This window comes from Acidobacteriota bacterium, assembly GCA_016196065.1.
Classification (GTDB): domain Bacteria; phylum Acidobacteriota; class Terriglobia; order Terriglobales; family Acidobacteriaceae; genus Acidiflorens.
In genome coordinates this window covers 1,958,900-1,981,595 of record JACPYL010000010.1, presented here as the reverse complement: position 1 = coordinate 1,981,595, position 22,696 = coordinate 1,958,900, and the positions used below count along the sequence as shown (strand labels likewise).

Sequence of the window (22,696 nt, the reverse complement as noted above, 5' to 3'; positions counted from 1 at the left end):
CAGAGTTTTCACTTGTTTCCCACTACTTCATCAGAACGAATAGCGCAAAGACAACGTGGTCACATTGGCGTGGAAGTCCCGTGGATACGTGGGACCAAAAAACGGATTCTTCTCTCCGTAGTCGTAGTAGTTCCACTTCGCGACAGCCGTCCAGCCTTTGGCGACCTCGAATTCGAAATCGGCGAACGGCCGGTGGAAGTTATTTCTTAGGCTGCCGTACGGCTGCAGCGGATTGATGATCGTAAAGTCGCCGTCAGAGGTGACGATGCTATAGCCAACGTTCGTCGTGAGCCGTTTGACCGGCTTCAACAACAGAGTTGCTGTGCCGAAATGATTTTTATTGCTGTAGACCTGGTACAGCTCGAATGGTGCTCCGCCCTCGGGATCAGCCGCGCAGGGTCCGGGGTTTCCTGGAATTAGAGAAGCCGTGTCCTGGAAGCAGATAAAAGCATTCGAACCTACGTTGTTGTAGTTGTATGCAAGCTCCACCCCGAACCGCTGGTTGCGATTGGCAGTCGCGGTGAAACCGAAGTTCCGGGTATGAGCGTTGTAGCTAATCTCCTGGATTCCGTTTCGTGCTTCGTAGATGCTTCCCGTAGCAGCCAGGGTGACCCAGCGGACGGGCTGATACCTGATGCGTGCCCGGTACTGCTGCAACCGGCGCGGACTAATGCGAGTCAAAAAGTTGTTGGCCGTGGTCAGTTCAGCATCAAAGTTGGCTCGCAGCTTGTCGTTAGGCCGGAACCATACGCTGGCCAGGGCGGTGTGAAAGTTCACGTCGACAAAGTCCTCGCCACTTGAGACTTCGCCGGTGGATATGTCATTGGTGTCGTCCTTGTGGTGGTAGGTCATCTGGCGAAAGCGGTAACCCAAGGTGCCACCGACATGCTTTGAGAAGTCGTACTCTACGTCAATCTCATTCGATTTGGTATTTTCGCCAAGAAACCTGGCAAAGATGGTATTGTCCACGTCGTCTGGCGTGGGACCCACGGGAGTCAGTGCAGAGTCGCCTAACCAAGTCGAGGTCGTTACGTCCCACTGTGTTGGGATGCGGAAGTTGTAAAAACGAAAACGATCGCTGATCCTGAGTCTGCTGGTGATTTGGAAGGTACCACCGAAATCGGCACTGACGGAAATTCGGTTGCCCTTCATGGGCCCCGTCGTAGTGAACTGGCGGATGCCAGAATCAGCGTAAAAGCCGTTAAAGAAATCGTTGAATGGGCCGGACATATCCAGGTTGCTGTAGCTTGCTCGGCCGCTGAGGTTCAATCTGCGGAAGTAGTTCGATTGGAAGCTCAGCTGCTCGGTCGGCGTATGAGAGCGCATGTGGTCGGTTCGCGAGTACGCCAGGTACAGACTGCAGAACTCGTTTGCAGTGGGCGGAGCCGGATTGAATGGAGTGGTGCAAGGCGAGCCCGCCTGAGTATCCCAGGAAATGCCCAAGTCCGCTGGAGTACCGTTCGATAGCACATACGGGAATGAGTCGTCTCGCCAGGAACCGTCGTTGTGGGTATGACTAATGGTCTGATCGTAGCTAATGTTTGTACGGGGCAAGAACTTGAAATCCACCCCAAATTGATAGACATCACTCAGCATGCTGTTACGTTGTGCAAGTCTGGTCTCGATCGGTTCGGCGTCAGAAGCTTCCGGGATCGTTGTGGATGACGGTCCTTCGGAAACATTTCGGTTGTATCCCATGCGGAAACTGATACGGGACTGTGGCAGCAGTGTTAAGCCAAGGTCCGTCATACGCCGAACGCTGTTCCAACGATGCGGCGAATTGTTGATCAAAATGGTCGGCGTCGAAGTGGACGGATTCAGCGGATTGGCCAGCAGGTTGTAATCGAAGTAGTTCCAGTCGCGACGGAAGAGTGCGTTGAAGTCGTACCACTTGTACTTGGAAATCTGGGCGCGTGCGACGTTGTTAGGATCGCCTCCAAATCCGAAGCTGCTCACGAACAGATCGTCAAAGAGCAACCCATTGTGATCCGGCGACCGGAGGGAGAGGGTCTGCTCAAGAAGACGAGGTCCCGTGTGCTGGTTCACCAACGTGTCGTACATGGCATAACTGGTCGGGTCGGCAGGACTCAACTTCTGGCTGCTGACATCCACAGCGCGATAGCCAAACTCGAAACTCTGCTGCACGACGAAGTCTCCGAGTTTTTTCTCTTCCGGCGGCGGAGAACTCGGGTTTCCGGCACCGGTCTGACCGGCAGCCTGGGCCGATGTGATCACCGGCATCCCTTGCACCACGACCAACAGCAACATGAAGAATCGATAGAATTTCATATCGCACTCCCTGAACTTCGATTTCTGAATCCGCGCCTTTTACTTCATGAAAGTCTCATCAGCGTTCGAACCATGTAGGAATACGTGGCAAATCGTGCATGCTTGAAATTTTGCGTTTTGGTCATGCACAGGCCCGGGCGGTGTTCCGGGCGCGATCGAATCTTTGGCGCGCGTATTCGGAGTGGCAGTTGGGGTATGGCACTGCAGGCAGAGAATGTTCACCGAACTCACCGTCAGCAAACGTGAGTTAACCGAGCCATGCGGCAGGTGGCAGGAAGTGCAACCCTGGGTCTTCATGGGCGGATGTTCGAAGACCCACGGCCCTTGAAGATTCCGATGGCATTTGAAGCAGACGGCGTCCTGTTCCTCCGCAACGCGCAAGGAGCGCGGCATGGGGCTGCCGTGCACGTTGTGGCAATCGGTGCACTTCAGCAGGCCCTCGTTAACCCGGTGACGGAAGGGTTTGCTGAAATCGGCCTTCTGATCCGTGTGGCAGTTGTAGCAGAGCTGTGGTTGCTTCTCGACCAGCAGGCGGCGCTGCTCTTTCGCAAAGTGGGGAGAGTGGCACGAGATGCAGCTCACGCCGGCGTCAGCATGAGCCGAGCGCAGGAAATTGGCGTGTTCCTGCTTCAACGAGTGGCACGACAGGCAGCGTTTACTGATGACATCGGGCGCCTGATCTTTGAAGACGAAAATCTTGGTCTTGTCGCCGCCGCCGTTGACGTGCTCCGCTCCGGGCCCGTGGCAGGTTTCACAGCTGTGTGCCTCGGCACCATCTTTGGTTTTCAGCAGGTTGTTCCAGTGCCTAGTCTTCTGCAGACCATTGAAAAGATCTTCGTGGCAGGTTTTGCAGGTGTCGGCCCCAACGTATGGAGAGGAAGCCGGTTCCGGCGCAGCTTTGGCAGCCTGATCTTTCCCCGGTACCTGTGGATAGGCGGCGAGTCCCGAGATCATGAGTGCCGTGATTGCTAGTGGCGATGAAAGCCGCCGAAAGCCCTTTAGGAATTTCATAGCTTTGCTCCTCAATGTGGGCATCATTTCCGAAATTGGTTCTTGAGACCTAACTCTCAATCCGCTTGATGTACAGCCGGAGTCCAATCAAAACCAGAGCGATAGCGATCAGCGACAGTCCTAATCCAACACGGCGATGATTGCGTTCCGCCAGAGCTTTCTTTCCCGCGTCATATTCCTTAGCGGCGGTCTCCAGGCCCGGCTTGACGTTGGTTTCGACCTTGGCCTCATTCAAACTGTGGATGGTGACGCGCGCCTTGATCAGTGAATCCTTGGCTTGCGTCAACTCGAGCTTCGGCTGGCTTACTTCCATGCCTGAGCGTTCGGCACGACCCAGAATCTGGTCCGCCGCGTCGATAGATCCTGCAAGCTTGACTAGTTGTTGCTTCATTCTTGCCGCGGCAACGAAACCCGCGTCGCCGTCGGTGTGACACTGCGTGCAGATCGCCTTGTCGCCTATTCCGATAAATTCGTCTGTCGGGTGCACGATGTCGTGATTGCTGTGGCAGGTTACACAACCCGGCAGACCGGCAGACGCGAAGGCCTCTTTATGAGGACTCGATTCAAACAGCTGCGCCTGGAAGACGTGGCAGGTCGAGCAAACGTTAGCCACAGAGGCAACTCCCGGCGGCGCTGCGCCGTGATTGCCGTGGCAGGTGGTGCAGGTCGGGGCGCTAAGGTCGCCGCGAATGGCCAGCGCGTCGTGGTGGACACTCTTGCTGTATTGCGCAAACTGGCTCGTCGGAATCTTGTAACCGCTCATGTGAACGGCGTCCGCGTGACAGCGAGCACAAGTGTTGGCTACGTTGACGGGGTTCACAGTCGAACGTGGGTCGCTGGGAGTTCGCAAATCATGGACGCTGTGGCAGTCGGTGCAGACGGCGACTTTGGTGTCACCTGCAGCCAGGCGTATGCCGTGTACGCTTGTCTTGTATTGGCTTAGCTGGTCGGTGCGGAGGCTGGGATTGAACTGCCGTATGTAGGCCGGATCGGAGTGGCAGCTTCCGCATAGCTGCGGGACTTGGCTGCGATCAATATTGCCCTTCCACCCAGCCTTGCGGCTCATGGCCTTCTCGGGGTCATCGCTGGTCGGGTCGCCACCGTGACAACTGGCACAAGATAGACCTTTCTGCGAGTGAATGTCTTGGCTGAACTTGTCCTGGCTGACCCCTAGAAAGTCGGGCAAGGTGGAGTGGCAGTCCAAGCAAGAGTTTTTGGCCTGTCCGTGGCTAAGGGTGGCGCAGAGCACCATGAACCCCGCCAACAGAAAAAGGCGGACGCTCGTCAGTGATAGGGCGCTATTGCGCGAAATGGCCATAAATAGTCATACCTGCCATGTAAGCAAGAGCAAAGACTGCAGCTCCAGTGATCCACCGCTTGGTGCGCGAGGTGTTATTACTCTCAAGAAAAGGCAGTAGAAGCCATAGCAGTGCAATTGCGCCGAAAGCCAGCACTCCCAGAACTTCTCCATCGATGAACCAAAGCTTGGGAGGAATAAGCTTCAGCGTCTGAAACATGAAGAGGAAGTACCATTCCGGCTTGATTCCAGCGGGTGCCGACACAAAAGGATCTGCCTTAACTCCCAGATTCCAGGGAAAGACCGCCGCCAAAAGCCCGAGCACTCCTAAGGCTACGTACCAAGCCATCATTTCCCGCAGCATGAAATTGGGAAAAAATTTCATTTCCCGCTTCGCGGACGGATTCGCCGTCCACTCAACCTCCAGCTTCGGAGGCACGCTGATGCCCAGCCGCTGAACTAAAAGCAGGTGCACCAGAATCAGCGCCGTTGCCAACCCAGGCAGGACCGCAACGTGAAATCCGAAGAAACGGGTCAGCGTCGCGCCGGTGACGTCCTCACCACCGCGAAGAAAGATCATCAGGGGCTTGCCGATGATTGGAACCTGTCCCGTAATCTCGGTGCCGACCTTGGTGGCGAAGAAAGCCAGCGTGTTCCAAGGCAGCAGGTAACCACTGAAGCCGAAGCCCATGACGAGAAACAGTAGAATCACTCCGCTCACCCAGGTAAGCTCACGCGGCTTGCGGTACGCCTTGAGGAAAAGCACGCTGAACATATGCGCGAAGGCAGTGAAAATCATAAGATTGGCCGACCAGGAGTGGATGGAACGAATCAGCCAACCAAACCGCACCTGGGTCATGATGTACTGGACGCTTTCGAAGGCCTCGTTGGCGCCCGGACGGTAATACAGAAGGAGCAAGATTCCGGTAAGCACCTGAACTACGAAGAGAAAAAGAGTGATGCCTCCGAGGAAATACCAATAGGAGAGCCGGTGGAGAGGAACAGTTTTCTTGCGCAACGGAGCGATCAGGTCCTCCCACCCGAAGCGCTCGTCCAGCCAGTTACGCACGTTGCGTAGACGACTCATCTCAAGTCTCCCGCCGACGCCTCACGAAGATTTCGTCACCGCGCACTTGAGCTTCGAACAATTCCAAAGGGCGTGGCGGTGGTCCAGCAATATTTTTGCCGTTCAGGTCGTAATGACCGTTGTGGCAGGCGCACCAGACGTGCTGCATGTCATCGCGATATTGGACCGTACAGGAAAGGTGAGTACAGATCGCCGACATGGCGCGATACTCTCCGCTGGAGGTGCGGATCAGTATGCCTGGGCGGTTGCCGAAGCGAAAAATCTTCCCGCTGTTCGGCTTAAGTTCTCCTGTGCGGCCCGCCACCACTGAATCACTTCCCAGATCGGCTTCCTTGGGCGGAATCAGGTATTGCAAGACGGGGTAGACGAAAGCGACAACCGTGGCCAAAAATCCCCCGCCGAGCAGCACCTCGACAAACCGCCTGCGCGGTAATGGTGGAGACAACCGATCACCGGGACTGATCATGCCCTGATCACTCGTTGCCATAGCCGCCTCTCTAATGGATTTATTTCTTGCCCAGTTCGCGGATCGAAGCTACCAACAGTTTGATTTGGTCGGCACTCAACGTCTTGCTGAACGCTGGCATCTTGCCTTTGCCTTGGGCAATCGCCTGGGACAACTCAGCATCCGATTGCTTCTGGACTTCAGGAGAGTTCAGGTCGTGGATGTTTAGTTTCTGTCCCATGGGCGTTTTGCCGGCGCCGTCGGGACCATGGCACATGGCGCATTTTGCTTTGAAAAGTCCGGCCCCGTCAGTTGGAGCAGTCTGCCCCTGGGCCAAGCTGGGCGCAATTGTTACCGCGAAAAAAAGGAGGATAACAACGGACAGCCGCACAGCATGCGAGACAAACCTCATGTCGTACCCCTTGTCTTGGTTTCCGGGCTTGCAATTTGAGATTGAGACCGACGGTGGCGGTGAGCGGGCAACGATCACTTAAGCATTGCGGCTGACGCCAACACCGGCGACGAGTCAGAGTGGAGACAATCCTAGATCAGGAAGGTACAAATGACGGCCTGTTTGGAATTCGACCTTAGCGGGGGAGGGCTTTCGGGCAAGCGCGGTAGGGCTGCAACTGGCACTGCATCTCCAACGTTCGCCTCGTCGTCAGTGAGTGAAGGACCTGGCGTACGATCAGGCGTAACGAGAGTGGCGCTGGACGGTCGACTGGCTCGGGAGCAAGAGTGGCACGCAACGCGATGGGTCACCGCTTCCAAGGTGCGACCGAGTGCCACATGAGACATGTGGTGAGAGCATTGGTCGGAGGGAGAAGGCGTAGTCTTCTGATTCACATCTTCTTTGACGCAATGCCGGCAACAAATTGCCGCAGGTGCGCCCAGCGATGTGATCAGCAGCACTACAAGAACGAATTGGGCTGCGCGTCGCAGACTCTCCCCTCCCAAGGTTCAGCAGCCAGAGACTAGGGACAGTTTGCCCCACCTGGCGATGACGACGAGCACGCAACGATGTGATCTTCGTCACAAATGGCAGAGACGAGTCATGGTAGCGCTAAAGCTCGAACCAGACAAGGCCCCCAAATTCGTGCTCTTCAGACATGGCGGCGGTATACCGACTGTAGCAGTTGCTAAGTGAGTCGAAGCCTATTCGTCCAAATCGTCAGCGACGACTTGTGCTTCCCCCTTTTCATCGGGGGGAGTAAGCCCGTACTTTTCCATACGATAAATTAGCGTCTTCCGACTGATGCTCAGATATCGGGCCGCTTTCGTCTGGTGCCAGTCATGTTTTTCCAGTGCCTGGACCAGAATTTCCTTTTCGATGTCCTCCAGACTGATGCCCTCTTCGGGCAGTTTGAGGCTGATGTTTGCAATTCGAGACCGGTGCTGCCGGAGGTCTGCCGGCAAATGCTCGACTCTGACGAGGTCTCCCTTGCCCAGCACGACCAGGTGCTCCACTACGTTCTCCAGTTCGCGCACGTTCCCGGGCCAGTTGTGCTGCGCCAATACTTCAAGCGCGTCTTCGGAGATCGAAACCAGGGGCATTTGGTACTTTGCGCATTGCTTCTTCAGAAAATGCTCCGCCAGCAGTGGAATGTCTTCCTTTCTTTCACGAAGAGGCGGCAGATGCACCGTGACCACGCTTAGCCGATAGAATAAGTCCTCGCGGAATTGGCCATCTTCCACCAAGGCCTTGAGATTGCGGTGGGTAGCGGCCAGAATGCGCACGTTTATCTTGATCGGATGTGGGTACCCGATCTTGTCGATCTCTCGCTCCTGAATGACACGGAGCAACCTGATCTGGAGACTGGGTGTCAGGTCACCAATCTCGTCTAGAAACACAGTTCCTTCGTTGGCGGCTTCAAACTTGCCCACGCGATCGGCCAAGGCTCCCGTAAAGGAACCCTTCCGATGCCCGAACAGCTCAGATTCGATCAAGTTTTCCGGTATGGCCCCGCAGTTGATGGTGATGAACGGCTTCTTGGCCCGCAGGCTGTTCTGATGGATGGCTTTGGCAAGGAGCTCTTTGCCAGTACCTGTTTCGCCTGTTAGTAATACTGTGGAATCACGGCGGGCCACCTGTGTGGCCACATCGAAAACGTCACGCATTTTGCGTGACTGGCCGATTAGGTTCTCGAAGCGAAAAGTGGTATCGGCAAAATCGCGCAAGTAGCGGTTTTCATCCACCAGTTCCTTGCGCTCGAGTGCTCGGTGAACGCTCAGTTTCAGTTCATCGGGATTTAAGGGCTTTAGAATGTAGTCGACGGCGCCCAGTTTCATTGCGTCCACGGCATTGCCGACCGTGCCAAAAGCGGTGATGAGAATCACAGGCGTGTCCTGGTTGATCCCCTTGATGCGGCTGAGCAAATCAAGCCCATCCATTCCAGGCATGCGTATGTCGGCAATCACGAGACAAGGAGATTTCTGCTCGAAGGCGTGCAGGCCCGCTTTGCCATCGTCGGCAACGAGGGTCGAGTAACCTTCCTCTTGTAGCCAGAACTCAATCAGCCGCCGCTGGCTGGCATCATCATCGACTATTAAGATGGGCGCGCTAGGCACGATTCTCCTCCTGCAAGACCGTTTCAGGAAGATTCGCCTCGGACCCCAGCGGGAGAGTAACCCGGAAGGTCATGCCTCTTTCGGGATTTCTGTGCGCTGTAATGTGTCCTCCATGTTGGCTGACGATCTGGTAGGCAATCGATAGACCCAAACCGGTTCCATCTGCGCGGGTCGTGACAAACGGGTTAAAAACCCGTTCCAGGTCTTCGGCTGGAATGCCTACCCCTGCGTCCTGTACTTCGAGGACTACGAAGTCTGCTTCTCTGGCTGCCCTTATGACCACCTCGCCTCCGGCGGGCATCGCTTGGATCGCATTGATTACCAAGTTTAAGAGCACTTGCTTCATTTGTTCGGGGTCGATTGACACAGTTGGCCCCCCCCCGGTCGACTCGATGCGCACTTTTGTTCCTGACATCTTTGCGGTTTCCGCCGCCAGCTTGCTTACAGATTCCAAGAGTTGCGATGGTTCGGTGGGTACCCGCTTGGGAGTCTGGGGTCGGGCAAAGTCCAGGAAATTTGTAAGCAACCCCTTTAACCGGTTGACTTCTTTTTGAGCGAGGTCTCCAAACTCCTGCCTGGTTTCTGTCGGCAACTCGTGTCTGCACAAAATCTGTACTGCACCTTCGACAGAACCCAAAGGGTTTCGAATCTCGTGGGCCAACCCTGCCGAGAGCTCACCAAGTGCGGAGAGACGGTCGGCGCGGCGCAGTTGCTCAAATGAAGCCTGTAGTTGGGCATAGACATCGCTGAGCTTGTGGGCAGTTTCTTCCACCTTCTTGCGTTGCATCCTTTCATCGTCGGCCAGGACGCCCGTTAGGCCACCTATCACGAAGAACATCCCGATTTCGACATATTGAGCGGCGCTGTACTCAGGATGGGACGCCCAGGACATCAATATGTGAGGAATGTAGAAAAGACCAGACAGGGTGGCGGCCAAGATCCCGCCTCGCCAGCCAAACCACAACGCCGTTAACAAGATGGGTACGTAGTATGCACGCTGAAGCAGTGGATGTAGCCAAACGTGGGAGATTGGAGTTTCGTAGTGGAGCAGTGACACCGCTGCAATTGCCGCGACCAAACCCCACGCTCGCCACCGTCGTTTTCTCACCTGCTTGTCCATTTCAGCGCGATTCTAGCACCGCGTAACGCCGAGGGATTTTTTCCCGCGCCTTTCCCAGGTTACTGCACTTGCCCGTGCTGCAAGGGCTACCCCGTTCGTCGCGATCGCGACCCACCACATGTAGCAGTCAGATCAAGGACGATCACATCGGGCGCCCGTCTTTCAGCACAACACGAAGAGCGTCCAGCCCGTTCTCCCGCAGCCCTGACGTCATCCGGAGACGCAATTGCCTACGATCATAAGGGTCTTCGGACAAGGTCTTGTCTCTGGAGCCCGCCGAATTGGCGCATATAGCGCTGTCCTTGCCGCAAATCGGGCACAACTCCAAAATCCTTAAGCCCTATGTGGCCGGGTAGGAGAATGTAACTACTTCTCAGTCAACGGCTCACGAGGATCGGGAGACGGCACCCCCACTCTGGCAGGCTGCGTGCCATTACCCGAGTGTACTGAGCCAAAGTATCAAGGAACGCCAATGACCACGATGACGCGAGACTTCTCCTTTTCCCTACGCACGACGCTGGGCTTCCAGGATTGCTTGGATTTACTGCGGCAGAAACTGCAGCGCGAAGGCTTTCGTGTCGTGTCGGAGGTGCAATTTCATCGCGAGTTTGAGAAGACTGTGGGACTTCCATGGGAGAAGTACACCGTCTTGGTTATCTGGAGCCCCTTCCACGCATACCAAGCCTTACTCAGCGACCGCGATGGAGGCCTGTTTATGCCGTTCAACCTGGTGGTTGCTGAAGACACTGGCTACACGTCAATCGCCGTCACGAACCATGTGTTGGCTGGGCTCAATCAACGACCCATCGGTATCCAGGTCTTAGTGCGCGAACTTAACTGCAAGATGCGGCAAATCTTCCTTGAGCTTGCTAGCCACGAGGTGATTCCCGGGAATGGAACGGCGAGACGCTCTGCGAGGGAGGCCCGATGAGCTCGATACTTTGGACAACGCTCTTTGCGGTGTTGATGGCTGGAGCCATCGTAGTGATGCTTGGAATCTTGGTTGGACTCGTGACGGAGAATGCCCCATGGGAAAGCCGCGAAAGTAGGGTTTGGCTGGCAAGGCTCTGTCCCTTTTACCCGGTGGCTGTCAACCAGCGTAGTCGCAGGTGCAATTCCTAGGAACTATAGCAAGTGGAAATGTCGCGATTTCAATTTTGCAGAAGGAGAAAGGCGTGAATCTACGAATCTACGCTGAATCAGGGCCAGCCCGACGGAGACGTTGCAACAGCGGTTGGTGCGGGGCGGGCACGTGAATCCCACCCTCCGAAGACAGGGGTTGGGTAGCTTGATAACTCGACACATATTCCGAGCAAAGACATCCCAAGGACTGAGTAAGTGACGAACAAGGCTCTAATTCGACGGCCGTGGGTTGTTGTCGCGACCCTTGCAGTGGCTCCGGTGCTGTGCAAACGCCGCAACCGGTCTGGATGTCCACCATCCCAGGCCCCCGCGGCGGCAGCTCTCCCCCTAGACGCGCAAGCACCGGGCCCTGCAAGTAGTGTAGAGGCCCAGCGGAGACCCGAGAAGACGCTGATCCTCTTCAGGTGCAAACGCTACCACCGCCCCCGACAGGTTCTGCGACAGCATCGGGGGGGAGTACTTGAGGAATGGGATCAGCGAGCGGCGAGTAAGGATCGACTCAGCGGCGAAGATTTAGGGCGCACCAGTACGAGATGTAGCCTTGAAGGGCTCCTTACAAAGGAATAGCCGAAAAGAAGAACAGGATTCGGCGCTCGCGACGGGAGGCCAAGGCATTAAAGTTCGTCATCTCAATCTTATCGAGGACGAGATGCAATGGAGCAAAGAAGCAAAGGAATCAGCAGTAGTACCACTTCATAGATCACGGAGGATAAGGAAATGCAAAAGCGTTGGTTGTTATTGCGCATGGCTGTAATGGTCACGGGGATGCTGCTACTCAGCATCACTGCCGCCAGTGCAGCAGACGAACAAGCGGTCAAAGTCGGCAAGAAAGGCGAGATCATGTTGAGTCAAGATACCCAGGTCGGTGACTTAACCCTGAAGGCCGGCCACTACCAAATGCAACACCGAGTAGATGGTTCGGACCATATGATCCATTTCACCGAACTGAAGGGAGTTCACCGTAATCCCTACTATGAGAGCGGGGCAACCGGGACGGCACACCCTGGGGAAGTGAAATGCCGATTGGAACCGATGAGTGCCAAGGCAAAGCAGACAGCCGTAAGCATGAGCACGGAAGGAGGTGCGCGTCGGATCACGAGAATCGAAATCGCCGGCGAGAATGTTGCTCACGTCTTCTAGGCAATGGCCCGAGTCGGCCGCACAGTCTCAGAGAGTAAAGCCGTCCACGCTGATGTCCACTTCTTGGCTGCCGCTGATCCAATTGCCTTCATGGCAAGGCTGCGAACAACTCGAATCGAGCAGACCGAGAATTGTGAACCCCGCGAATGAGCGCGTTCTCACCAGCAGTCATGATATTCACCGATGTTGTTCCGTAAATTCGAGGGTCGCTGGCAGCCACAGCGACTGGAAGCGGGCGACACGGCAGTAGGTCTGCTGCCGGGCATCCTGTTCGAACAGGAGACGTTGGAACTGAAGGCTGGCGATCTGCTGGTGGCTTTCACCGACGGCATCAGCGAGGCCATGAACGCAGCGGATGAGGAGTTCGGTGAGCTGCGTCGCATGGAAACGATAGAGTGCAATGGTGGCCTTTCGTCCGACGAGTTGGCGAAGCGCGTGTTGTGCGCCGTGGACGAGTTTGTAGGCAGTGCGCAACAACGTGACGACATGACGCTGATGGGGATGAGATTGATCGAGGCCCCACAATCCTCGGCACCCAGAGCGTGGTAAGGGCTGAAACGACCGCGACAGCGAATTCCGGAGAAGAGGACACCATTCACCCCCGAGAGAAACCGCGCGTCGTGCGGGTGAGGAGAACAATCGACCGATCTTTCAAGACATACTGGCCTGTTAGGCGCGACGGATCGCCTGACACGCAGAAGTCTTCCGGACTCGGCTTACCGGTGTCGATTACACAGCACCACTCGTGGGCTTGTCCTTCTTGAATAGTAAATGTCAGGTCATGCCAGAATCCGTTGATCATTACGTAAAGGTCTAAATCGCCATAAGAGCTACCATGCAAACAGAAAGCAAGTGTGTGGGAGTCGTTTGACAAATCGGGTCCGCTGTTGGGACCGTACCAGCGCACATCGTCCCGCCAGTACCTGCTGCGCGCAATGGACGGGTGCGACCTGCGGAAAGCGATCATGCTCTTGAAGAATCGGAAGACGTCCTGGTTGCGATTCAATAGGTCCCAATTGAGCCAAGAGATCTCGTTGTCCTGGTTGTAAGGGTTGTTGTTCCCCTTCTGAGTGTTCATGAATTCGTCGCCGGCACTGAACATAGGGGTTCCGTTCGAGAGGCATAACAAGCAGCAGAGATTCTTGACCTGGCGCTTGCGTAGATCCAGCACTGGCGGCGGGAGATCATCATCTCCTTCCCAACCGCAGTTCCAGCTCAGGTTGTTGTCCGTGCCGTCGCGATTGTCGTGTCCGTTGATCTCGTTGTGCTTTTGGTTATACGAAACGAGGTCATAGAGCGAGAATCCGTCATGGCAGGTGACAAAGTTTACGCTCTGATAAGGACGGTATGAGTTCGGTAAATCGTCAGGGAAGAGATCGCAGCTCCCATAAAGCCGCGTCATAAGTTTGGGGACCATGCCTGGATCGCCCCGCACGAATGCCCGCACATCATCGCGGAACTGCCCGTTCCATTGCAGCCATGAGATGCCCGGGAAGGATTTTCCCAATTGATAGCTCGCCGGGTCCCAGGCTTCGGCAATGAGCCGAATCCTTTCCAGTTCTGGGGCGCTGCTGATTTCCGCAACTACCGGCGGATCGTGAAGATTGATCGTGCCGTCCTCATTCCGGGTAAAGATCGAGGCCAAGTCAAAACGAAAACCATCGACGCGCATCTCCTCGCGCCAGAAACGCACGCTGTCAAGAATCATCTTGCGCACATAGGCATGGGAACAATTCAGGGTGTTGCCGGTCCGGCTGTCATCTCGATAGCGGGTGCGGTCCTCCTGCAGCAGGTAATATGTTCTGTTATCAATGCCACGATAGCTGTAAGTCGGACCGTTCTCAGCTCCCTCCGCGGTGTGATTGTAGACGACATCCAAGATGACTTCGATTCGCGCAGCATGCAGCGCTTTGACCATCGTGCGGAATTCCTCGAGCGCGTCCAAGGGCTTGCCTTCGGTGGCGTATTCATGATGAGGGGAGAAAAAACTGAGGGGCATGTATCCCCAGTAGCTGCCTTCCTGAGGATCTTGCTGGGTCACGGGCATGAGTTCAACCGCCGTTATCCCCAATTCCTTCAAATACGGAATCTTCTCCACGATCCCCATGAATGTGCCACGACGGGCAGATGTGACACCGGATGTCGGATGACGGGTGAATCCCCTGACGTGGAGTTCGTAAATCACCAAGTCCGACGTATGAAACGGTACGCTGTCGTCTCCCCATTCATAACTGGACTCCTGGGCCAAAAGACCAAGTGGAGCCCTGCCGGCACTCGACCCGGGTTCTCGCGCTGCCTGCCGGCTGAAGCCAGTTGGAAAGCACACGCATCTGGCGTACGGATCGAGAAGAACTTTCTGGCTATCGAAGCGATGCCCTTCGCTGGTTTTTCTTGGGCCATCGACACGATAGGCGTAATAACGGGCTTGCGGAACGGAGAGCGCCTTCACCCGGCAGTGCCAAATGCGCCCTGTTTTGTTAGCGAGAGGATCAAGAACGTATTCGTAAGTCGGAATTGAAAGGTCTGGTTCGGAGTAAAGCAAGAGCGCAACGTGCGTAGCGAACTCCGCATACAAAGCGAAATTGTACGCGGCTTCATTTTCGACCGAGGTCACACCCAGCGGTGATGGAGTCCCCTCCACAGCGTGCCAGTGTTGCGATGGGAGATCGGCCCCATGGCTGGTCGGAGCAGGGGACAGCGCGGGGAGTCGGTCGGGCAAGCGTCCTTTCATGACAGATAGGCGTTGGTGACGTATTGCTGAACCATGCGATGGGTATTGAAGAAGGAAGCGTTCAAGGCAATGGAGTGGCGCATGATATCGATCCATTTCTCCCGTCCGCCGTAGAACAGGGGGACAATGACATCCTTTAGTTTCCGGTATAAATCGTCGGCATCCTGTTCATCTGTTGCTTGAGCCTCAGAGCCAATCGACCATCCGGTGAGTCCTTCGATCTGGCCTTCAATCCACCATCCGTCTGGAGTGCTGAAGCTGGGAACACCGTTATGCGCAGCTTTCATTCCCGATGTTCCCGATGCCTCTAGCGGCCGTTGAGGGGTATTGAGCCACAAGTCCACTCCAGAAACCAGCAGCTTGGCCATCTCCATGTCATAGTTCTCTAAGTAAACGATGGGAATCTGGGATTGCACCTCGCGAGCAATTGCAGAGATGTGCTCGATCAATTCCTTGCCTCCGGTATCTTTCGGATGTGCCTTTCCGGCAAAAACAAACTGCAAAGACCCCGTCTGCGCGGAGATTTCGAGCAGTCGCGGCAGATCTCTGAAAATCAGGTCTGCGCGTTTATAAGCCGTTGCCCTCCTCGCAAAGCCGACAGTGAGAGTGTCCGCCTTTAGAGACCGGCCGGTTTTTTCCGGGATGAGTGAAAGCAGCGCCGTCTTGGCTTCCATGTGTGCTTCCCAGATTTTGTTGTCCGGAATGATGAACGCTTTCCGCAGCATGGCTGGATCATTGCGCCAGTCGGGAACGTACTGGTCGTAGAGTCGCTTGAAGCTGTCGCACGTCCAGGTTAAGGAATGAACGCCGTTCGTAATATGCTGTATGGGGTATCCCGGGAACATCTCGCGAGATACTTCTTCATGCCGCTTAGCCACGCCGTTTACATAGTGGCAAAGGTTCAAAGCCAACAGGCTCATGTTCAGTCGTGGCTGGCCCCCGAGCATCTGAAGCACGTCGAAAGGCACTGGGGCACCAAGAATGCGCCGTACGGAGTCGTAGTCAAACTGATCGTGGCCTGCGGATACTGGAGTATGCGTGGTGAAGATTGCCCGGCTTCGGGCGCCTTCGAAGTCCCATTCCGTGGGCTGGGGACCACCCAGCCAATTGAGGAGTTCGAGGACCAAAAAGCTGGCGTGTCCTTCGTTCATATGGAATCTTTGGATTCCGTTATAGCCCAGCGCACGAAGCATTTTGATCCCCGCGATTCCCAGGACGATTTCTTGCGCAAGCCTGTAGTCCTGATCGCCTCCATACAGAAAATCGGTCAAACTGCGGTCATATTCGCTGTTGTCGTCCAGATCGGTGTCAAGCAGAATCAAGGGCACGGTAGAGCCGCTCTGTCCAAGGATGTTGTATTGCCAACCGCGCACGGCGACCGTGCGGCCCGCGATCTGGACTTGCACTCTCGCTTCCAGGGGCTGAAGGGCCTGTTCAGGAGAAAACTGTACGGGCCTTTCTTGTTGCCGACCGCGGTCATCCAGAACTTGTTCAAAATAGCCCTTGCGGTAAAGAAGGGTGACGCCGACGGTAGGGACTTTGAGATCAGCGCAAGACCTCAAGGTGTCGCCAGCTAAAATTCCAAGTCCGCCGGAGTACGTCGGAATCCTGGGGTCAACCGCGACCTCCATGGAGAAGTAAGCGACACGTCTGTTTTCCTTGGCTTCCTCATGAACAGGCGTGACGACGGCCGCCAGATAACGGTTGGGGTGTTCTTGAAATTTGCTCCGGCAATATTCAGAACAAAAATGGATGGTTCGATTGTCGTAGGAAACGGACAGCCCAGCTTCCGCTGAAGCGATCATTCCGCAAACAGGATCTTTGTGAACATTGTTCATGTGCAATATGCCTCGGGAGCAACCCAAAATCTGGAGACGCCTTTCCCACCACAAGCTCGGGGCCGGGTCGGCTGCGTGCGGCAGGAAAAAATCAAACCTGGGCCCCGCCATCAGCATTAGAGCAGACAAGCCACAGAACGTGGTGCCAAAGGTTCCGGAGAGACGCCCCGATGAACCCTTGCTGATTGCTGCCCAACCTTTCGAGTGGTGCACCTCGCGTGCCAAAGGCTCTCCAGCCTAGAAGGAAACCGGCAAGGCAATCACCTTCCTCAAGTCTGTTCACGGCAATCCTATTTTCCGGCTGAATGGGAGCGGATGACGGACTTAGGGTAACGCGGCGTGTTGCCGGTCTCCGGGAGGCGAACAGTGCGGAGGCGGAATCCTCCGCCCTTACCAGTAACTATTCTTGTCTGATATCAGCCAAGCTGTGTCGCAAATGAGACCAAGACCTTCATGCTTGCTTGTTCTTACTTCTGCCACATGGGGACGTAAGTTCTTTCTCGACTGCAATTTCCAGAGTGTCTAGAAAGCACATGTTTGAGGCCACGTCCGTGCCGATAGTAAGGAGCAGGAGCGTTCGAAGCGGCGGTCTCCGAAGGGGGTAAATATGAACCAGCGCCGGCGAAAGGGGATTTTGAAACTTGTAAGGCTCTTCGCGATGGTTGGTACTGCACTTCTCGTTTCCACAGGCGGCAAGACGTACGCACAGGTGCATGGCTCTTCGTCTGGCAGTTTCGGACACTCAGGCGAGCGATCCGCGAGCTTCCATAGTGCTGCTGTGGGCCACTGGGGTGTGCCGCAGCACAGGTTCGCTTATGGAGGCGGGCACCGGAGCAATCGGTCGCCCGCGTGGGGGCATGGTCGGTATGGGTATGCACGGTCCGGCCGTCTGTATTCCTCGGGCCCGCGGTTTTACGGGAACCGGTACGGCTCACATGCATTCTATGTATCTCCACCCGGTCACAGGCCGCGCTATTACTTCCGTCGGTATAACCGGCCCCGCAATTAAGGGGGATGGCGTTCCCACTACTAGGGGCACCACTGAGACCTTATGTCGATAACGACAGAGTGCGAACGCGCAGTCGTTCGCCCACCGCTTCTCAAGTTCTACTGTGCCGTTTTTGCCATGTCTTCATGCATCGCCGTTAGCTCCCCTGCCTGAGTAGCCGCCTCGCGGAACCGCCGCGCCATTTCATGGCAATGGCCCTCGCCGATTGCTTCCGGGTGTTTGACCGCCATCGGACTTGGGTTCTTCTTGTAGGCATCTGCCATTTCGTCATGATCCTTCGCTTCCGCTTCCAGCCGCTCCGTTTCAGCCTTGTAGTAGTCGGCCAGCTTTTGATGGTCTTCCTTTAGTTCTGGCACTCGCGATCAGCGCTTTTACTTCTTTCTTGGAGAGCGTGGGGTTGCTTCCCGCTGTGACAGGGAAAGTCCGGACAAAGGAGAGCAAGGCCAGAAGGAGGACGATTGCCAGGGTTATCGAAACGTTGCGCGTTCTGTTCATGGTTCCTTTCATGTTTCTCCAGTGAGTGGAATGTGGCTTGAACGCGGGAGTTCATCGCCCCTCCCTCGACCCCAACCAAAGACAGCCTGACACTAGCGCGGTGCGTTGCGGATTGTCCAATCGCATTTTTTGATTGGTTCAATCAGCGTGCCCCATAAGGGCTGAATGCCGCCCGATATCAGGCAAACCCGATCGCGGCGCGGCTCGTGTCCTTCATGTCGCCCATCGTGCAACTGTTTAGGGGAGAAGCGGTTGCGATTGGACAGAGGCCGTCGCAGCTCTTGGCACAGAGCGTGCCCATATCAGTGTGCAGGCTAGCAAACGGCAATTTTCATGCGTCGCCGAAAAAGCACACGGAATACGGGGCAATCTGACACATGAATCCGTGCTCAAAAGGAGAAAAATGCAAACGAAAAGGTTGTTCTTTGCAGCAATGATTTTCACTGGGGCGTCAACGCTGGCTTTGGCACAGCATGGAGGTCATTCAGGGGGCGGCTCTGGGTACCCGGGGCAAGATCGGACCGTGGACGACCTGCAGAAGAAAATGAAGGTTCAAGCTACCGAAGAACAGCGCACCCAACTGCGCACCTGTGTCGGAGCGTCCGAACGTCTTCTTATGCTGGCCGCCGATATGAAGAAGGCTGCAGCTCTATCAGAACCCGGATCGGCAGAGGCCCATCAGCGATGGAATGAAGTGTTACGGCATGCGATGCAGAGCCACCACCAAGTCTTTCTGCAGAGCCTGAATACGGACCAGCAAGCGGATTTGAAAGATCGCCTCCGAAAGATGGACAAGACCTGGTCCGAGCTTTCCGCCCGCTTCGAAACTATGGATCGCGATCTGGCCGAAGGTACGCCAGATGCCAAGCGTCTCTCCGCCCATGCCAAAGAATTGGAGAAAAGCCTCAAGAAGTGGCAGAAGCAGCACCGGGAACTGGGATTGGAAATCGGAGTTGAAGGCTGAACCGAACACGCTTGGGACAAGCCAACTAATTCCGGAAGGAGATGGAGCGATGCACAAAACGGCATGGAAGAGATTACTCCTAAGTGACCTAATACGCAGGTTCTCGATTTCCTTTCGGCTCAGGCCGGCTTACGGGAGCGTTGCTGGGGACGGACCCGAGATCGGCTGTGAAGTGGAACTCGTCGGGCAACACTACGCTATGGGAAAGCATGTGGGCGGCGGATGCCCGCACTGCCTCGAAGTCCTGCTTGTACTGCTCGAACTTCACGACCGCACTCTTTCCGCAGAACAACCTCCCTACGCGGTTCGGGGAGTCAGTGCTCAGTGTGAAAAGTTGATTCGTTATGTTTCAGCGGCTGGAGACTGGCCCGAGGTTGTTCTAGACGTGAAGATTATCCGGCGGCCGACTCATCAACAGGTATCTGAAAACTGGGCTGTGAAGCTCACTGACGAGATCAGAACGGAACTGCTGGATATTGGTTGTCACGAAGCCCCCTTCGTTTATCTGCCAGCGGAATCGGTGGACGACAGAGGACTTTTGTTGGCGCAGAAGGCAGTGTGAACTGCCGCTACGACCGTGATTGGCGCGATACACCGCATGTTGCCGCACGTGGCCGTGGAATTGCCAGAGCCTGGGCCAACATCTAGCCTGGCTCATGCCAGCGTTGCTTGTATTTGCCGCCGGTACCCTGCGAGCAGGCGTGCATCACCATTGCCCACGAGTTGCGGCAGCAGCACGCCGTGGGAAACTACCCAAGTTTTCGACTTCAGGATGGCGGTTGGCACAACGTGGAGGTGCGCCTGAATCTGGAGAACAACATGCGCGATCTAGAACTGAAGGCCCGGACTCGCGCTGGCTATTACGCACCGCACGAGAGTGAGCAGTAACGTTTCGTGGACGCACAACTCGATCATACAAACGAAGCGGCAATGTGTCACGACTAGTGGCAATCAGATCACCCCGGATCGGCGATGGGAGTCGAAGAGGGAATTGGGCCACATGCTTGGCCCCAGGATCGCTCGTCCGTGTTAGGCAGGAGGAAGTGCCCACAGAACGGAACATGGTCGTAGAAAGATGAAAACACAATGGATCTGTAGCTCAGCTTTCCTTGTCGCCATGGCTTTGCTCGTGGCCTGCGGGGCGCGAAAGGCTGTAGTGACGATCACGAACAAACCTACAGACGTGGCCGCCGGAACTAGCATCGTCCTAAATACCACTGTCATCGAGCACCTTCATCATAGAAATCTCGGTGTGACGTGGAGCATGACAGGCGCAGGCGCGCTTACTAACCAGACGTCTCATTCCGTCCAGTACAACGCACCTCTAACGGTGCCGTTAAACCCCTCGGTCACCGTGACTGCGACTTCAGTCTTTGACCCAACTGTCTCGGACTCGGCGACATTTACCATTACCCCTTGACATTTCCGCCTCTCACCAGCGTACGTTCTACGGGCTTTCTGCGATGAATGTAGGAAGCGCAAACGTGAAGCACGCGGCAGAATCAGACGAGATGAGTCGCAGAGGGAATCCTCGGGAGTCGCAAGGTTTGACGAGTAGCAGGTGCTTCCGACGACTTGGGCCGAAAGCCGGTCTGCCTCATATGGGCTGACTAAGTCCCAAATCAGGCAAACAGTCGCCAAAGCCAGGGCAGAGTGCCACACTATGTCGGCTGTGCGTAAGTGTCTGTCAACACAAGAGTTAGGTTTCGCCGTACAGAGGTTGGCTGTCGTGGCAGGGCGCGTGCTTATTTCAGGTGTTACAGGTCAAGGGAGGTTCATGAAGCGGTCAAGCACAGGTCACATTGTCTCTTCCTGGTTGCTCATGATGCTGACAATGTTATTCGCGGGATTGCCCGCGTGGGCTCAGGAATCCGGGTTAGCTCTCGATGAGCGCAAAACGGTCGAGGTCTTCCGCCGAGCAAGCAAGGGTGTGGTTCACATCAGTGCCCAAGCCTCCATGACCTCCCCTTTTGAGAAGCACACAGTCGACAGTTCGACGGGCACAGGATTCTCGATCGATAGCGACGGCCGCATCTTGACAGCTTTTCATGTCATTAAGGACAAGGATCAAATCACGGTCGTCCTTGGCAACCGCCACGAGTATGCAGCGCGGCTATTAGGAACTGCACCACAGTTGGATATCGCGGTGCTCCAGGTTGATGCACCCAAGGATGAGTTATTTCCCTTAGCGTTGGGTAATTCCGGATCTTTGGAAGTCGGGCAGAAAGTGATGGCGATCGGTAATGCCGTCGGGTTACACAACTCCCTGACTGTGGGGGTGATCAGCGCGTTGCAGCGGAGTATGGGCGACACGGCAGTCGAGTTGGAAGACGCGCTCATTCAGACCGATGCCGCCATCAATCCAGGCAATAGTGGCGGGCCATTGCTGAATTCGGCAGGCGAAGTGATCGGCATTAACGACGCCATCATCGAAAGAGCGCAAAACATAGGCTTCGCCATTCCGATTGACTTGGCTCGCAGCGTCATTCCCGATCTGATCGAAATGGGGCATCCCTATCGTCCGGTGCTCGGCTTCAGCGGAAGCGAGATCACACCGAGCTTGGCCAAATTGTTCGGACTGCCTGTAGAGAAAGGATTCCTGATCGAGGAAGTTCTACCCAATTCTCCTGGTGCAGAGGCGGGTCTACGAGCTGGCGGCCGCATCGTGATGGTGGGCCAGAAGCCTTATGTGCTGGGCGGAGACATCATCGTTGGCATAGACGGTGAGGTCTTCAGCGTGGCTTCGCAGATCGCCAAGAGTTTGCTGCGATCTCAGCCCGGTCAGGAACTGCGTCTTCAAGTGTACCGCCAGGGCCGCACTCTGGACGTTTCGGTACCTCTTCTAAAGATGCAAATGCAGTTTTGAGTCAAGACTCCTCAGACTGTTTTGGAGAGTGAGCGATTGTGAACAGTAACACCATTACGGAAATAGTATTCGTTGAGCTTAACGTGGCAGTCCGCTAGGAAACCGGACTGCCCTTCCGGGGACGGTCATGGGTTGGTGGAGAGGCAGACGCTAGGAGTCACGACCGGCCGGGGGTTTTTAAGTGCTACGCCCCAAGAGCAGGTCAGCATCTAGGATCTCGGGGCATGTGATCGCGATCACAATAGGGAGTGACTTAAGGCATAGTGCCGGGTCCGTGGGAACGTTAACATTCGCAAGATAGTAGTGGAGTAGAGATGACACGCATTCGGAAATTCGCGGCTGTCGTGGCTAGTATCGCAGTGTTCGCGATGCCGGCGGCCACGCTCTCTCTCCACTGCGTGCTCATGACTCCCTTGGGGGGCAACCCACACCACCAGTGCCACATGATGGGAATGTACCCCTCCGCGGACCAGGTCAAGGCGGCGCCTTCCGTTCGCCCTTGCTGCGAGGTCTCAGCGGCCAGACCTGAATCGATCACTGTGCCGCAGGCATCGGTTGCCAGATCAGTTGCGCCAACGGCGTCGCAAGCGTTCTTGTCTGATCTTCCGGCTGCCCCCGTGGTCCACGGCTCTTTTGACTGGAATGTGAAATCGCCCGGTGGCCCTCCCCAAGCCGCTCTCTGCACTTTTCTAA

The 22,696-nt window shown here is 55.7% G+C and carries 18 protein-coding genes; 7 read left to right on the top strand and 11 right to left on the bottom strand.

The window, feature by feature from the left end:
• Positions 1-30 precede the first annotated feature (30 nt).
• From HY010_11765 to HY010_11730, 8 genes are all read right to left on the bottom strand, one after another.
• Positions 31-2,289 carry a hypothetical protein gene (locus tag HY010_11765; protein MBI3476401.1) on the bottom strand — a complete coding sequence of 753 codons (2,259 nt, stop codon included), beginning with the start codon at positions 2,287-2,289 and terminating at the stop codon, positions 31-33.
• A gap of 39 nt (positions 2,290-2,328) precedes the next feature.
• Complete coding sequence (locus HY010_11760; GenBank protein MBI3476400.1) at positions 2,329-3,300, bottom strand: DmsE family decaheme c-type cytochrome; 972 nt, start codon at positions 3,298-3,300, stop codon at positions 2,329-2,331.
• Positions 3,301-3,349: 49 nt separating this feature from the next.
• Positions 3,350-4,618, bottom strand: coding sequence for a cytochrome c3 family protein (locus HY010_11755; protein ID MBI3476399.1), 1,269 nt, complete (start codon positions 4,616-4,618; stop codon positions 3,350-3,352).
• A complete protein-coding gene (locus HY010_11750) occupies positions 4,599-5,684 on the bottom strand; it encodes a cytochrome bc complex cytochrome b subunit (GenBank protein MBI3476398.1) in 1,086 nt (361 codons plus the stop codon). The genes HY010_11755 and HY010_11750 overlap by 20 nt, the downstream gene beginning before the upstream one ends.
• A 1-nt stretch (position 5,685) precedes the next feature.
• Positions 5,686-6,150 (bottom strand): Rieske 2Fe-2S domain-containing protein, encoded by a 465-nt coding sequence (locus tag HY010_11745; GenBank protein ID MBI3476397.1) that lies wholly within the window; start codon positions 6,148-6,150, stop codon positions 5,686-5,688.
• Positions 6,151-6,190: 40 nt separating this feature from the next.
• Complete coding sequence (locus tag HY010_11740; GenBank protein MBI3476396.1) at positions 6,191-6,541, bottom strand: cytochrome c; 351 nt, start codon at positions 6,539-6,541, stop codon at positions 6,191-6,193.
• 743 nt (positions 6,542-7,284) lie between these two features.
• The gene (locus tag HY010_11735) at positions 7,285-8,697 is read right to left on the bottom strand and encodes a sigma-54-dependent Fis family transcriptional regulator (GenBank protein ID MBI3476395.1); all 1,413 of its coding nucleotides are present in this window, start codon (positions 8,695-8,697) and stop codon (positions 7,285-7,287) included.
• Positions 8,690-9,634: a sensor histidine kinase gene (locus HY010_11730; GenBank protein MBI3476394.1), complete on the bottom strand. Its 945-nt coding sequence runs from the start codon at positions 9,632-9,634 to the stop codon at positions 8,690-8,692. The genes HY010_11735 and HY010_11730 overlap by 8 nt, the downstream gene beginning before the upstream one ends.
• 655 nt (positions 9,635-10,289) lie before the next feature.
• On the opposite strand from HY010_11730, the gene HY010_11725 reads away from it, so the two are divergent.
• The 3 genes from HY010_11725 to HY010_11715 all read left to right on the top strand — a co-directional run bounded on the left by HY010_11725 (position 10,290) and on the right by HY010_11715 (position 12,649).
• A complete protein-coding gene (locus HY010_11725; GenBank protein ID MBI3476393.1) occupies positions 10,290-10,748 on the top strand; it encodes a DUF302 domain-containing protein in 459 nt (152 codons plus the stop codon).
• Positions 10,749-11,677: 929 nt separating this feature from the next.
• Complete coding sequence (locus HY010_11720) at positions 11,678-12,100, top strand: hypothetical protein (GenBank protein ID MBI3476392.1); 423 nt, start codon at positions 11,678-11,680, stop codon at positions 12,098-12,100.
• A 183-nt stretch (positions 12,101-12,283) separates the two neighbouring features.
• Entirely contained in the window at positions 12,284-12,649 is a 366-nt protein-coding gene (locus HY010_11715; GenBank protein MBI3476391.1) for a serine/threonine-protein phosphatase, read from the top strand.
• Positions 12,650-12,695: 46 nt separating this feature from the next.
• On the opposite strand, the gene HY010_11710 is transcribed toward HY010_11715, so the two are convergent.
• From HY010_11710 to HY010_11700, 3 genes are all read right to left on the bottom strand, one after another.
• A complete protein-coding gene (locus HY010_11710) occupies positions 12,696-14,831 on the bottom strand; it encodes a glycogen-debranching protein (GenBank protein ID MBI3476390.1) in 2,136 nt (711 codons plus the stop codon).
• A complete protein-coding gene (gene glgP, locus HY010_11705; GenBank protein ID MBI3476389.1) occupies positions 14,828-16,669 on the bottom strand; it encodes an alpha-glucan family phosphorylase in 1,842 nt (613 codons plus the stop codon). The genes HY010_11710 and glgP overlap by 4 nt, the downstream gene beginning before the upstream one ends.
• A gap of 1,107 nt (positions 16,670-17,776) precedes the next feature.
• A complete protein-coding gene (locus tag HY010_11700) occupies positions 17,777-18,034 on the bottom strand; it encodes a hypothetical protein (GenBank protein MBI3476388.1) in 258 nt (85 codons plus the stop codon).
• Positions 18,035-18,717: 683 nt separating this feature from the next.
• Here HY010_11700 and HY010_11695 point away from each other — a divergent pair.
• From HY010_11695 to HY010_11680, 4 genes are all read left to right on the top strand, one after another.
• Positions 18,718-19,137, top strand: a complete 420-nt coding sequence (locus HY010_11695) for a hypothetical protein (protein MBI3476387.1) — start codon at positions 18,718-18,720, stop codon at positions 19,135-19,137.
• Positions 19,138-19,309: 172 nt separating this feature from the next.
• Positions 19,310-19,699 (top strand): hypothetical protein, encoded by a 390-nt coding sequence (locus HY010_11690; GenBank protein ID MBI3476386.1) that lies wholly within the window; start codon positions 19,310-19,312, stop codon positions 19,697-19,699.
• A gap of 113 nt (positions 19,700-19,812) precedes the next feature.
• Positions 19,813-20,025 (top strand): hypothetical protein, encoded by a 213-nt coding sequence (locus tag HY010_11685; GenBank protein MBI3476385.1) that lies wholly within the window; start codon positions 19,813-19,815, stop codon positions 20,023-20,025.
• 889 nt (positions 20,026-20,914) lie between these two features.
• Positions 20,915-22,003: a trypsin-like peptidase domain-containing protein gene (locus tag HY010_11680; protein MBI3476384.1), complete on the top strand. Its 1,089-nt coding sequence runs from the start codon at positions 20,915-20,917 to the stop codon at positions 22,001-22,003.
• The last annotated feature ends 693 nt before the right edge of the window (positions 22,004-22,696 follow it).

What these genes read in the sequence shown, in the direction of transcription:
- HY010_11765 (MBI3476401.1), bottom strand. Translation starts at nt 2,289, where the DNA reads ATGAAATTCTATCGATTCTTCATGTTGCTGTTGGTCGTGGTGCAAGGG.
- HY010_11760 (MBI3476400.1), bottom strand. Translation starts at nt 3,300, where the DNA reads ATGAAATTCCTAAAGGGCTTTCGGCGGCTTTCATCGCCACTAGCAATC.
- HY010_11755 (MBI3476399.1), bottom strand. Translation starts at nt 4,618, where the DNA reads ATGGCCATTTCGCGCAATAGCGCCCTATCACTGACGAGCGTCCGCCTT.
- HY010_11750 (MBI3476398.1), bottom strand. Translation starts at nt 5,684, where the DNA reads ATGAGTCGTCTACGCAACGTGCGTAACTGGCTGGACGAGCGCTTCGGG.
- HY010_11745 (MBI3476397.1), bottom strand. Translation starts at nt 6,150, where the DNA reads ATGATCAGTCCCGGTGATCGGTTGTCTCCACCATTACCGCGCAGGCGG.
- HY010_11740 (MBI3476396.1), bottom strand. Translation starts at nt 6,541, where the DNA reads ATGAGGTTTGTCTCGCATGCTGTGCGGCTGTCCGTTGTTATCCTCCTT.
- HY010_11725 (MBI3476393.1), top strand. Translation starts at nt 10,290, where the DNA reads ATGACCACGATGACGCGAGACTTCTCCTTTTCCCTACGCACGACGCTG.
- HY010_11720 (MBI3476392.1), top strand. Translation starts at nt 11,678, where the DNA reads ATGCAAAAGCGTTGGTTGTTATTGCGCATGGCTGTAATGGTCACGGGG.
- HY010_11715 (MBI3476391.1), top strand. Translation starts at nt 12,284, where the DNA reads ATGTTGTTCCGTAAATTCGAGGGTCGCTGGCAGCCACAGCGACTGGAA.
- HY010_11710 (MBI3476390.1), bottom strand. Translation starts at nt 14,831, where the DNA reads ATGAAAGGACGCTTGCCCGACCGACTCCCCGCGCTGTCCCCTGCTCCG.
- glgP (MBI3476389.1), bottom strand. Translation starts at nt 16,669, where the DNA reads ATGAACAATGTTCACAAAGATCCTGTTTGCGGAATGATCGCTTCAGCG.
- HY010_11695 (MBI3476387.1), top strand. Translation starts at nt 18,718, where the DNA reads ATGAAGGTTCAAGCTACCGAAGAACAGCGCACCCAACTGCGCACCTGT.
- HY010_11680 (MBI3476384.1), top strand. Translation starts at nt 20,915, where the DNA reads ATGAAGCGGTCAAGCACAGGTCACATTGTCTCTTCCTGGTTGCTCATG.